9 protein-coding genes are annotated in these 12,825 nt (G+C 31.1%); 8 read left to right on the top strand and 1 reads right to left on the bottom strand.

Going from position 1 to position 12,825, the window contains the following annotated elements:
- Positions 1–46 precede the first annotated feature (46 nt).
- From ACSIGE_RS05020 to ACSIGE_RS05010, 3 genes are all read left to right on the top strand, one after another.
- Positions 47–574: a hypothetical protein gene (locus ACSIGE_RS05020; RefSeq protein ID WP_440881688.1), complete on the top strand. Its 528-nt coding sequence runs from the start codon at positions 47–49 to the stop codon at positions 572–574.
- Positions 575–853: 279 nt separating this feature from the next.
- The gene (locus tag ACSIGE_RS05015; RefSeq protein WP_440881687.1) at positions 854–1,282 is read left to right on the top strand and encodes a hypothetical protein; all 429 of its coding nucleotides are present in this window, start codon (positions 854–856) and stop codon (positions 1,280–1,282) included.
- 415 nt (positions 1,283–1,697) lie between these two features.
- A complete protein-coding gene (locus tag ACSIGE_RS05010) occupies positions 1,698–2,192 on the top strand; it encodes a hypothetical protein (RefSeq protein WP_440881686.1) in 495 nt (164 codons plus the stop codon).
- Positions 2,193–3,009: 817 nt separating this feature from the next.
- Here the strand turns inward: ACSIGE_RS05010 and ACSIGE_RS05005 are convergent.
- Positions 3,010–3,825: an NAD(P)-binding domain-containing protein gene (locus ACSIGE_RS05005; RefSeq protein WP_440881685.1), complete on the bottom strand. Its 816-nt coding sequence runs from the start codon at positions 3,823–3,825 to the stop codon at positions 3,010–3,012.
- 534 nt (positions 3,826–4,359) lie between these two features.
- On the opposite strand from ACSIGE_RS05005, the gene ACSIGE_RS05000 reads away from it, so the two are divergent.
- The 5 genes from ACSIGE_RS05000 (at position 4,360) to ACSIGE_RS04980 (ending at position 12,812) form a co-directional block, all read left to right on the top strand.
- Entirely contained in the window at positions 4,360–5,577 is a 1,218-nt protein-coding gene (locus tag ACSIGE_RS05000) for a 3-oxoacyl-[acyl-carrier-protein] synthase III C-terminal domain-containing protein (protein WP_440881684.1), read from the top strand.
- Positions 5,578–5,600: 23 nt separating this feature from the next.
- The gene (locus tag ACSIGE_RS04995) at positions 5,601–7,136 is read left to right on the top strand and encodes a bifunctional 3-(3-hydroxy-phenyl)propionate/3-hydroxycinnamic acid hydroxylase (RefSeq protein WP_440881683.1); all 1,536 of its coding nucleotides are present in this window, start codon (positions 5,601–5,603) and stop codon (positions 7,134–7,136) included.
- Between the two features lie 196 nt (positions 7,137–7,332).
- Positions 7,333–7,752, top strand: a complete 420-nt coding sequence (locus ACSIGE_RS04990) for an HYC_CC_PP family protein (RefSeq protein ID WP_440881682.1) — start codon at positions 7,333–7,335, stop codon at positions 7,750–7,752.
- Between the two features lie 96 nt (positions 7,753–7,848).
- Positions 7,849–11,586 (top strand): efflux RND transporter permease subunit, encoded by a 3,738-nt coding sequence (locus tag ACSIGE_RS04985; protein WP_440881681.1) that lies wholly within the window; start codon positions 7,849–7,851, stop codon positions 11,584–11,586.
- Positions 11,583–12,812 carry a TolC family protein gene (locus tag ACSIGE_RS04980; protein ID WP_440881680.1) on the top strand — a complete coding sequence of 410 codons (1,230 nt, stop codon included), beginning with the start codon at positions 11,583–11,585 and terminating at the stop codon, positions 12,810–12,812. Before ACSIGE_RS04985 ends, ACSIGE_RS04980 begins: the two co-directional genes overlap by 4 nt.
- Positions 12,813–12,825: the final 13 nt, after the last annotated feature.

Genomic DNA, 12,825 nt, shown 5'->3' with positions numbered 1-12,825 from the left:
CTCAGTTAAATGCTAACATTAATATTGAAAAATTGAATTCAAAAAAATGGATTATAATACTTTTTTAAACAAACTAGATTCTATACTTTCAGGAGAATATAATTATACTTCTGAAGAAGAATATTTTAGAAGATTATTGTTTCAAGTTGAGATAAATAGTAACAAAAAAGTCACATCTCTCCTTTTATTGAATATTTTTAAAGAATCTCTTACTTCTTCGAAAGTTATTAATTTTAATAACGATTGGAATAATCTTAACGAGCCTGAACTTTTTCCAGATTTCAAAAGTATGTCTACCAAAGAGAATTTAGAGTTTACAAAAGAAACAATACGGTTTTTTATTGCTGACTTAAGAAGACTTGGAGATAAAGTGTTAAAAGACCCACATAGAGGATTGGGTGTAACATCTTCATCTGGTCGCAGATGGTATAATTACGATATCTCTACAATTTTTAATGGCTGGTATTCTTTTTATTATGATGTCGCAGAAATTGCTACTGAAATTGATAGTGAAACTGTATATTCATGGAGTGATATATCTGATATACTCATGTTTGGAAAGGGATATGAGTAATTTAACAACTTTCTAATATAAATATGTCAACAGATAACACGATATAATAAATAGGGCATTCGATGATTCGTGAAAAGTTGGTACTATTTACCAACACCTCCAAATTGTTAGATTACCCGTAAGAGAAGTAATTAAAAATTTGGCTTTTAAGAATGAATAAATTAAAAACAAAATACAACGTTTTGCCTCAGTGTAAACTTGATACTTTATCTGTATCTTGTTCTCTACTTGCTATATACTAAACGTTGCCTTTAATTTACTCAACCTGATGCGAATTAAATGAATAAAATAAGTTTACCTTACCATTTAATAATACCAAGTCTGATTTCAATTCTAGTTTTAGGAATAACTATTCTGAAAAGAGGAAAGTTATTCGTGAATGGAAAACGGAAATGGCTTTGGATAGGAATAACAGTTTTTTTCGTAATTTATCTTCTAATTGTTGGGGGAGCAACTTATTTTGATATTTCATCAAAGTTTATTTTACAAAAATTTGACTTGAATGAAGACGGATTTTTTAGCGGAAAAGAAATTACACCTGAACAGAAAGAAGCAATACGAAAAGTGATTTCAGATGCTGGAAGAAATTGTTCATTTATAATTGGTATTATATTCTCTAGTGTTATTGCTTTTTTTGTTTTTATTGGAGGAAAATTAATAGAATATAGAAACGTTAAAAGGATAAAAACTTCACACAATATCAATTAACTTTCGTTAAAGCATTGTTAATTAAATCGTTAAAAGTACACGCGCCAAAAAGCACCTTTTAAGGTGTTTTTTTATACCTAAAATTTAGCGAAATTGGTGATCAAAATATTACTAGATGTAAATATTTGTAAACGTTTAGTTTAATAAAAAAGTTCTTCTAAAGCCTATAAAAGCTACAAATAATTCCTTTTTTGGTTTGAGTTTTTATTTGTTTATTAATAGATTTAGAGTAGGGAATATGCGCAATTTTGTACATACGTTGGTTAGCTGTAATTAAAACCCAATCGTATAAATGGTTCACGATAGTTATTATTGGAGAAAGGAATTAATAAAGATTTCAAAAAGTTTAAAAAAGCGAATCCAGTATAAAAAAGAATGGAATGATTCAAAGTATGCGAAATTTTAGAAAGAAATTATGTTTGGATTTTATATAGTCCGAAAACTTTTAGAAGCAAATAAACTGACTAGCGATTTTAGCTCTTTGAAATTAGAATGCAAAGTTTACCCAAGTAAAGGAAAACCAATAACTCTAATGAATAATCATCGATTTAACGAAAACTACGATTTAGAAAACCCAACAATAGAAAAACGTGAATTAAGATTTTTCATTAATCAGTTTGTACATAGTTATATATTTTCCCCAATAATATCAGTTGTGGATAAAGATATCGAGACAAAAATAGACGATGGTAGTTTAATGGAAGATGAGATTATTGAAATTTATGATAATGCAGATAAAGAGTTGTTAGGAGTATTTTTCAACTCGGACAATAATAAATATGATTCCCTTTTTGAAATGCAAATTGGAACAATCCGAAAATTGTTTAAAAAAGTGGGGAAGTGTAACGTTACTCGAATAGAAATGAAATATGACGAACAAAAAGAGGATTATAAATCAGTTCGTTTTTGAGGAAAACAGAAAATATCTGAAGAAACAGAAGAATTGATTAAAAAAATAGAAAAAAAATAACTACCGCTAACAATTGTAACAGTTACAAACGCTTACAATTTTATAAAAATAGATATAAAAAACAAGCCCTTTTTGGGGCTTTTGTTTTTTTTGTGTTTACAATTCTTAAAACTAACAACAAATAAAAATACTTGTACACAAAACCTTTTAACCCTATTTGTCGCATAGGGATAACACTGAAGTCTAATTTGAAGATGTTAAAAGCTATGAAATGTAAAAATAAATCTGTTAAAATTGTTCGTGTGTTCTTATTAAAAAATTGCAACTCAAAGAAATTTGAGTCATTTAACCCATGTTAAAAAATATTAGATTAATAGTTTAAACTCTTTGAAAATTAGTGTGTTTGGGTTTAGTTTTGTTGAAAAATGAATTAACATTTTAAACTTAACGGGAAATGAAATATAGGTTTTGGAGTTTTATTTTTTAACTCATGCACAGATAACATAGAAGAAATAGAGAACAGTAATGAAATATAAACAACAGTTCATCGGCAAAGATGGTCTCGAAATCTCTGGTGATGGGGGGAGTAAAAAATAGTTTGAAATTTACAGTAGGTGCGATTATAATCCTATTTGTTATCGCGTCCTATCTACATATTGTTTGATGGTACTCTTTTAAATGAGTTAAAGCAAAAGAAACGGTGTAATATTAAATATACTGTAGAAGTTTCCGAGAAAGATAAGAAGTATAAATTAAGTTTCTTGAATTTTGATGTAAAGTCAAAAGATAACAGTCTTTTTGTTCTAAATACATTTAATTAATCAAAAAGTGCCAAGGGATTCGGATATTTATATGAATAGTTTAAAATAGATTTACTTTTAGTATTAGAGATTTTTTTGAACTTTGATAGCTCTGATATTTTGAATTCAGGAGGAGTTAGATTTGCATGCTTAGCTGCTTTCGTATAGAAAATTTCTTTAGAAGGATGTTCGTCAGCACAACCATTAATAATTTCACCCCAACATTTTTTTTGAATGATTGCACAGATTAAACCTATACAGTCATCTTGATGAATAATATTAACAGGAGCTTTTCCGTTAGAAACTTCTTTTTTGTTTGCCAAGAATTTCCCTGGAATCCTATCATAACCAACAAGCCCTGATAGCCTTAAGATTGTTAAGTTTTGTTTTAGTTTTGATTTTAAAAGTTCTTCAACAGCTAAAATAGCTTTTCCAGAATCTTTTTCAGGCTTAGTTTCAATAGATTCAGTTACCCAGTCGTTTGTATCTTGGTAAACAGAAGTCGAACTGATAAAAATAACTTTCTGAGAGGGGGTAATGTGCGGTAAGATGTCTTTAATTTGTTCCTGATAGATGCTTTTAATATTGGGAATTCTTTTAGGAGGGAAATTGATAATAATAATTTGACTTCCCGAAAGAAATTTTTGGTATTGCTCTCTTTTATTATCACCAAGTTTAAATAAATAGGGTTTGATACCCGCCTCAATTAAAATAGGTTTTTTAGTTTGTGTGGTGCTTGAGCCCTTTACAATAAATTTTTTTGAAATTAAACGTTTAGCCAAAGGTAGTCCAAGCCATCCACAACCTAAAACACTAATTTGCTGATTTTGCATAAATATCAAAGTTTTATTTAAATAGTAAGATCCATCATGATGTTTACAATTTTGAATAAATTTAGAAAAGTAAACGAATAGTTTATTAAATACTATTACGGCGAATATAACAAATAGATAAATTGTAAATAGTATTCTTTTTTAAAAAACGAAATTTCTATAAAGAGACCTATTTGTTTTTTAAATTGTGATTTCAATAATAAATAATACTTTGAAATTCATTCTTTCGTTTTAAAATAAAAGGGTTGAATAGGTATAATGAATGTTTTAATTTTTTGTTTTTTAGTGTTTTAATTTTATTTATTACCCAATAGACCTTAGTGTATAGGTGTTAATGGGGTGTTGATTTATAGTAGTATTTTTATTTTGCTTATAAGTTTCTTTATTTTAGGTTTTTGTAGTGTTTTTATGTCTAAAAAAATCACTTGATATTACGTTTTTATTGTTTTGTTGTGGGTGTCCGTAAGTATTTTAAAAAAATATTATTTCCTTTGAGTAACAACAAACCAAACAGTTAAAAAAAAAACTAACCAAATGAAAAAAAAATTACTCTTAACTGATTTTAAACCAATCCAATTAGGTACTTTACATGACCAAAATCTTTTAAATCAATATCACAAATCTCTTTTTTATAAAGTAACTAAAAAGCCTGTTGGTACTCTTGTAACTCAGGAAGCTGAAGGGGAAGCAAAAAGTCATTACGATTACGTGAGTAATCAGATAGATAGATACTCCATCGGAAAAGACATGATAAATAAAAGGCAACTTTTGATGCATGAACAAATTAAAAACTTCATTAGTAACGAAATGGAGGTGTCTACTTTAGAAGAGTATCAATTTCCTGAGATGTTTAAAAATATTTCTCATGAAAACAAAGGAGCAAAGTTAGATGACCGTATGGAATGGTTTAAAAATGAAATGCAACATGTTTTTGATATTTTTTATAATAACGAACAAGAAGCTCCCGAAAATCTAATACATGTAACATGTTCAGGATATTCATCACCAAGTGTTGCTCAAATCGCAATGAGTCAAAGAAATTGGCTCAATAGTACAGTAACACATAGTTATCAAATGGGGTGTTATGGAGCTTTCCCCGCAATTCGAACAGCGAATGCTTTGTTAACAACAAGTGAAGACAATGGAAGAATTGATATTATACATACAGAACTTTTGTCAGCACATATAAATTTAACAGAGTTTTCATCCTCAAATAGTTTGATTAGTTCGCTTTTTGCAGATGGTTTTATAGGCTATTCTTTATATGAAGAAAATAAATTTAGAAAAATAAAACCCAATGCTTCCGCTTTAAAAATATTAGCTTTTCATGAAGTCATGATAGAGAGTTCTTTAGAAGATATGTCATGGGATTTGGGAGCACATAATTTCCTTATGACCTTGTCAAGGAAGGTGCCGGTTTTTATAAGAAATAATATAAAGCAGTTTCTCTCAGATTTATGTAGCAAAGTAGGAGTTGATTTAGAAAAAGAGAAGTATAACTTACTTTTTGCAATCCATCCTGGAGGCCCTAAAATAATTGATTATATAATTAAAGAAATGGAGCTTTTTGAAGATCAGGCTAAATGGTCAATAAATGTTCTTAGAAGGCAAGGAAATATGTCTTCAGCTACCATACCTCACGTTTTCAATGATATGCTTAATGATGACAGTATTAAAAAAGGAACAAAGATAGTTTCAATGGCCTTCGGACCAGGTTTAACGGCAACTTCTATGTTGGTAGAGAAAGTTTAAAAGAAGAAAAACTAGAAGTAATAATGAATTTTGATATCGTAATTGCAGGATGTGGCCCTACTGGGGCCACGTTTGCTAACTACTTTGGGAATTTTGGACTCAAGGTTTTAGTTTTTGATAAAGAGAAAGATATAATCGACTATCCCAGAGCTGTTCATATTGATGAAGATGTAATAAGAGTTTTTCAAGAGTTAGGATTGTACGAGGAAATGAAAAAAGATGCGATAAAACCGTTTCAAAATTATGTGCTTGCGGATGAACAAGGAAAGACACTTTTTAAATTTAGTCCTAATAGTAGTATCTCGCATGAAATTCCTAGTTGTAATTGGATACTTCAACCGGAAATCGAAAAATACCTGCGCAAGGGATTTGCAAAATATAAAAACGTTAGTTTTTTTGAAAATACAGAGTTGATAGATGTTTCTCAAACAGCTGATTCCGTTAAGATATTGATAAGAAAGAATTCTGAAGAGAAGATTTGCATTACAAGTAAGTTTCTTATTGGTTGTGATGGAGGAAAAAGCTTTATTCGAAAGAAAATAGGTGTTTCAAATCATGACTTTGGATTTAAGAAAAGTTGGATGGTCTTGGATACAGAGTATCATGGAAATGAAAAATTTTCTGAAGATCATAAACAGTTTTGTAATCCCAAGCAACCTGTAACTTATGTAAATGGAGTCGGAAACCATTTCAGATGGGAATTCATGATAAATCCAAAGCATAATGTATCTGATGAAAGTAAAGTTTTTCAAAATGTTTTACCATATTTAAACAAAGACTATCCTCTAGAAGATTTTAAAATAATTAGGAAGAAAATATATACGTTTCATACGCTGGTAGCAAATAGATGGAGAGTAAAAAACATTTTCTTAGCAGGAGACGCAGCACATCAAATGCCTCCTTTTCTAGGTCAAGGGATGTGCTCAGGAATTAAAGATGCTAAAAATCTTTCCTGGAAATTAGCGTTAGCTTGCCAAAATAGATCACAAGAGACAAATGAATTGTTAGACAGTTATTATAATGAAAGAGTACCTCAGGTGAATATGATTATAAAAATAGCTGCTATAATGGGAGGGGTAATACAGTACGGAAATCCTATTCTTTACCACTTACGAAATATTTTATTAAAAATTATTAATGTTTTACCAAGTAGCCCAATAGATAGATTGATAGAAAAGTACCTTTACTCTTTAGCTAAAACTAAATCGTTTAATCATAAATATCTTACCGGTCGAAGATTTCCCCAGCCTTTAGTTCATACAAATAACAAAACCTGTTTTTTTGATTGTTTGATAGCAAAAAGCTGGGTTGTAGTTTATAGAAATATTGAAATTCCTGAAAATTTTTCTGTCTTTTTGAAAAAAATAGAAATAGTCAGGAGTCGCCCATTTAGCGATCAAATCGTATCTGAAGATCTCGAAATATGGATGGATAAAAATAAAATTGATTTTGTTATTTTGAGACCAGATAAATTTATTTTCCATGCTGGAAAAAAAGGACAAGAATTTCAGATTCTCCCTCATACAGTAGAGTACCTTACAAGGCTATACCAGAATTAGTCTATTTTAGCAGTTTAGAAAAGCCTCATTTACAAATGAGGCTTTTTGGTTTAAATGTGTTAAAAACCTACTTTTAATACATTAAAATGTAGATAGTTAATTTGTAGACTATGGGTAGTATTGTTGATTGATAATAAGGTCATTGTGGAATTTACAGATTAAAAGAATAATATATATTTGTATCTTTGTATTGTTTATGAGATATATATTTACTAAAATAACTTCTGTATCCATGGCGTTGATAGTGCTTTTTTCAACGGTATGGCTTACATATGATCTTCATTTTTGTGGAGATGTTTTGGTAGATGTAGCATTATTTGCAAAGGCAGATTCTTGTGGAATGGATAAAATTTCGGAAGTTAAGAGTTCTGATAACTGTTCTATACAAAAAAAAGGATGTTGTTCGGATAAAAAAGTAATTGTTGAAGGACAAAATGAATTAAAGCAGTCTTTTGATTATTTATCTTTTGAGGAACAAGCTTTTATAGCTTCATATATTTATTCTTATCTAAACTTATTTCAGGATTTACATGATAAAGTAATTCCTTTTAAAAATTATTCTCCTCCGAATGTCATACAAGACATTCAATTACTTGATGAGGTTTTTCTAATATGATTTCTTAAATAATAGTCAATTGGTTTCTAGTATTGTTACTATGAAGTTCTTATACGTGTATTTACACGAATTGTTTATTGTTTAAATCATATAAGTATGCTAAAGAAAAGCATTAAATTTTTAATAGAAAATAAATTGGTAGCTCTATTACTACTCCTTTTATTAATAGGTTGGGGAGTAATAAATGCGCCATTCAAATGGGATACTGGATTTTTACCAACAAATCCAGTGGCAGTTGATGCTATTCCAGACATAGGAGAAAATCAACAGATTGTCTTTACGAAATGGGAAGGACATTCACCTCAAGACATCGAAGATCAAGTTACGTATCCATTAACCACATCCTTACTTGGGATTCCAGGAGTAAAAACGATTCGTAGCTCGTCAATGTTTGGATTTTCTAGTATCTATATCATTTTTGAAGAGAATATTGAATTTTATTGGAGTCGATCTCGAATTTTGGAAAAGCTAAATTCTTTGCCCTCGGGATTGTTACCAGATGGAATGAATCCGACTTTAGGGCCAGATGCCACTGGATTAGGACAGATATTCTGGTATACCTTAGAAGGGAGGGATGAAGAAGGGAATGTAACAGGAGGTTGGGATTTACATGAGTTAAGAAGTATTCAAGATTATTATGTAAAATATGCCTTATCGTCTTCTAGTGGAGTCTCGGAAGTGGCTTCAATTGGAGGATATGTTCAAGAATATCAAATAGACGTTAATCCTGAGTTGATGCGTCAATATAATATCAGTTTACAACAAGTTGTAAAAGCGGTTAAAGAAAGTAACGAAGATATCGGAGCTCAAACTACGGAAATTAACAATGCTGAATATCTAGTAAGAGGATTAGGATATATAAAATCCATAGCTGATATAGAAAGTGCTGTCGTTACTTCAGAAAGTTTTACTTCCATTCGCATTAAAGATATTGCGAAAGTAACTCTGGGAGCAAAGACTCGACGAGGAATTTTAGATAAGGAAGGAGCAGAAGTTGTGGGTGGAGTAGTTGTGGCTAGATATGGAGCGAACCCTCTAGAGGTAATTTCAAAAGTAAAAGATAAAATCAATGAGATTGCTCATGGGTTACCAACTAAGAAACTAAAAGATGGAAGGACTTCTCAATTAACCATTGTCCCTTTCTATGATAGAACTGAATTAATAGAGGAGACCTTGTCTACCTTAAACGAAGCACTAACGTTGGAAGTGTTGATCACTATTTTGGTAATTATTGTTATGGTATTCAATTTGCGTGCTTCCATCTTAATTTCGGGGTTACTACCAGTTTCTGTATTGATGGTTTTTATAGGAATGAAAGCCTTTGGAGTAGAAGCAAATATTGTAGCACTATCGGGAATAGCTATTGCTATTGGTACAATGGTAGACGTTGGTGTTATATTATGTGAAAATATTATTCGTCATTTAGAGCAATATTCCAACAAACTATCAACAAATACGATAGTTTATAATGCAACAACTGAGGTTTCAGGAGCAATTATCACGGCTGTAATGACAACTGTGATTAGTTTTATACCTGTTTTTACAATGATTGGAGCAGAAGGTAAATTGTTTCGTCCGTTGGCCTTTACAAAAACATTTGCGCTAATAGCAGCAATAATTGTTGCTTTGTTTTTAATACCTCCATTTGCAGCATCGATTTTCAAAACGCGTAAAACAACAAATAAAATAAAGTATACCTTAAATGTATTATTAATTTTAGTAGGAATCTTCGGATTGTTTTATGGAAATTGGTTTGCTTTTATATTAATTGGATTCGGAGTAAGCTCGATACTTGTGTCGCAAAATAAAATTGGTTCAGTACTTGGAGAGAGAGTAAATATCGTATTAACGATTTTAGTTATTGTTGGTTTGCTTGCTGAGCATTGGCAACCACTTGGAGTTGAAAGAAGTATGTTTTTAAACGTTCTTTTTGTTGGTGGTATTTGTTTTGGGATATTAGGAGTTTTTAGTTTATTCCAAAAGTATTACGCCACTATTCTAAATTGGGCTTTAGAAAATAAAGTATTGTTTTTATCAATTCCATTAACGGTATTAATATGTGGAATCTTAATTTTTAGAAATACAGGAAAAGAATTTATGCCTTCCTTAAATGAAGGATCCTTTTTACTAATGCCTACATCGATGCCTCATTCAGGTGTTGAGGAAAATAAAAGAGTATTACAGCAATTGGATATGGCGGTTGCGAGCATTCCTGAAATAAAAACGGTGGTAGGAAAAGCAGGAAGAACAGAATCTGCTTTAGATCCTGCTCCAATGTCTATGTATGAGAATGTTATTCTTTATAAGCCTGAATATATTTTAAATGAAGATGGAAAACGTCAACGTTTTAAGATAGATGAGGAAGGGAATTATCTTACGAAAATTGGTAGTGTGGTTGTAAATCCTAATGTTAAGAAAGGAAAAATTCAAGATGTTTTATTCTCTGAAATTAATTCTGGAGACCTAATTAAAGATGAAGGTGGTGAGTTTTATAGAAATTGGCGACCTAACATAAAATCACCTGATGATATTTGGAATGAAATTGTAAAGGTAACCAAGCTTCCAGGAGTAACATCCGCTCCTAAATTACAGCCCATTGAAACACGCTTGGTAATGCTTCAAACTGGTATGAGAGCACCAATGGGAATTAAAGTAAAGGGACAAGATTTAAAGCAAATTGAGTCTTTAGGGATCGCTTTGGAATCTGTATTAAAGGAAGTTGAAGGTGTTAAGAAAGAAGCTGTTTTTGCAGATAGAATTGTTGGAAAGCCCTATTTATTGATTGATATTGACCGCGAGAAAATTGCACGATATGGAATTTCTATTCAGTCGGTTCAAGAAGTTTTAAAAGTAGCAGTTGGAGGAATCCAGTTAACTCAAACTGTAGAAGGAAGAGAGCGTTATGGAATAAGAGTGCGATATCCAAGAGAACTTCGTTCGAGTCCAACGGATCTGCAAAATATTTACATTCCAATTTCTAAAGAGAGTTCGATACCACTTAGCGAAGTTGCAGAGATTCGCTATGAGCAAGGTCCGCAAGTAATAAAAAGTGAGGATACTTTCTTAATCGGATATGTACTTTTCGATAAAAAAGAAAACTATGCGGAAGTTAATGTTGTTGAAGAAGCTCAAAAAGTTATCCAATCCAAGATTAATTCTGGTGAACTAATAGTTCCTAAGGGTGTATCTTATCAGTTTACAGGAACTTATGAAAATCAACTTAGAGCGGAGAAAACATTGTCGTTCGTGGTTCCGTTGGCTTTAATAATCATCTTTTTGATTTTGTATTTTCAGTTTAGGTCGGTAAGTACTTCGTTAATGGTATTTACTGGAATAGCGGTTGCTTTTGCGGGAGGTTTTATCATGATATGGTTATATGGACAAGATTGGTTCTTAAACTTTAGCATCTTTGGAAAGAACTTAAGAGTACTCTTTCAAATGCATCCTATTAATTTGAGTGTCGCTGTTTGGGTTGGATTTATTGCGCTGTTTGGAATAGCCACCGATGATGGAGTTGTAATGGCCACATATTTGAAACAATCTTTTGAGAAAAAGCAACCTCAAAATATTCAAGCAATCAGAAGAGCGGCTTTAGATGCTGGGAACAAGAGAATTCGTGCTTGCCTTATGACAACGGCAACTACGGTTTTGGCCTTATTACCTGTATTAACATCAACTGGTAGGGGAAGTGACATTATGATTCCGATGGCGATTCCTAGTTTTGGTGGAATGATTATAGATATTACTTCTTATTTTATTGTTCCAGTATTATATAGTTGGAAGGAAGAGTGGATTTTTAGAAATAAAGAGAAAAACAAAAGCACAAGATTATGAAGATAGGAATGATTAAATGGATACTGTTTAGTCTGTGTTTAGTGGTAACAGTAAAAATACAAGGGCAGGAGTTGCACGTATTTATAAAAGAAGCCTTAGAAAACAATCCAAAGATAAAACAGTTCGAAAAGCAATATGAGCGTATTATTGAACGAAAAGAAGAGGTAAATACATTACCAAATACTGAAATTGGTGCTGGTGTATTTGTGAGTACTCCTGAAACCAGAACTGGAGCGCAGCTGTTCAAAGTATCTGCAAAACAAATGTTGCCTTGGTTTGGAACAATTACAGCCAGAGAGAATTATATCGAAAGTTTATCAGATACAAATTATCAAGAGTTGGCTGTAGCTAAACGAAAGCTAGTGAATTCGGTTACAAAATTATATTACAAGCTATTTGGCAATCAAGCAAAACAAAGAGTACTTGAGGAGAATAAGAAATTATTCAAAACTTATGAGCAGTTGGCACTAAACTCATTGGAAGTGGATAAGGCTTCTGCAGTAGATGTATTGAAATTACAAATTCGTCAGAATGAAATAGTACAACAGATAGAAATATTACAAGAGGAGTTCAAAGGACAACAAGCTTCTTTCAATAAAATGTTGAATAAAAGTGTAGATATAGCTATAGAGCTACCTGAGAAAATTCAACTATTAGATGAAGCGGAGGTTATTAATATCGAAAATTTAAAGATTCACCCAGAATTAGTCAAATATGATAAGTTGTATCAATCGGTAATTCAATCGGAGTTGCTGAATCAAAAAGAAGAAAAGCCATCCATAGGTTTTGGTATAGATTATATAAATGTAGAAGAGCGTCCCGATATGGATTTTCCCGATAACGGAAAGGATATCATAATGCCAATGGTGTCATTGTCCATTTCTTTGTTTAATAAAAAGAACAAATCAGTAAGTAAGCAGAACAAATTAAAACAAGAAGAAATCAGTTTTCAGAAACAAGAACGATATAATGTTTTGGAAGCTTCACTGAAAAGAGCAGTAGCAAAACAGAAAGTAGCAGTTATTTCATATCGAACCAATACAAGAAATTTAAATCAAGCAAAAAATGCTGAACAAATCTTATTGAAAAGTTATGAAACAGGAACAATAGATTTTAATGATATACTAGATATTCAAGAGTTACAATTAAGGTTTCAAATGGATAGGATAACCTCAGTCGTCAATTATTACGAAGAAAGAAGTTTAATTAATTATTTAATTAAGTAAAAAGGATGAGATC

The sequence above is a fragment of the Tenacibaculum profundi genome, from assembly GCF_052050075.1.
Taxonomy (GTDB): Bacteria; Bacteroidota; Bacteroidia; order Flavobacteriales; family Flavobacteriaceae; genus Polaribacter.
This window is presented reverse-complemented; position numbering and strand designations above follow the sequence as displayed.

Bases quoted from the DNA above. Each gene is read 5' to 3' on its own strand.
- ACSIGE_RS05020 (WP_440881688.1), top strand. From the start codon at position 47: ATGGATTATAATACTTTTTTAAACAAACTAGATTCTATACTTTCAGGA.
- ACSIGE_RS05010 (WP_440881686.1), top strand. From the start codon at position 1,698: ATGTTTGGATTTTATATAGTCCGAAAACTTTTAGAAGCAAATAAACTG.
- ACSIGE_RS04990 (WP_440881682.1), top strand. From the start codon at position 7,333: ATGAGATATATATTTACTAAAATAACTTCTGTATCCATGGCGTTGATA.
- ACSIGE_RS05000 (WP_440881684.1), top strand. From the start codon at position 4,360: ATGAAAAAAAAATTACTCTTAACTGATTTTAAACCAATCCAATTAGGT.
- ACSIGE_RS04980 (WP_440881680.1), top strand. From the start codon at position 11,583: ATGAAGATAGGAATGATTAAATGGATACTGTTTAGTCTGTGTTTAGTG.
- ACSIGE_RS05005 (WP_440881685.1), bottom strand. From the start codon at position 3,825: ATGCAAAATCAGCAAATTAGTGTTTTAGGTTGTGGATGGCTTGGACTA.
- ACSIGE_RS05015 (WP_440881687.1), top strand. From the start codon at position 854: ATGAATAAAATAAGTTTACCTTACCATTTAATAATACCAAGTCTGATT.
- ACSIGE_RS04985 (WP_440881681.1), top strand. From the start codon at position 7,849: ATGCTAAAGAAAAGCATTAAATTTTTAATAGAAAATAAATTGGTAGCT.
- ACSIGE_RS04995 (WP_440881683.1), top strand. From the start codon at position 5,601: ATGAATTTTGATATCGTAATTGCAGGATGTGGCCCTACTGGGGCCACG.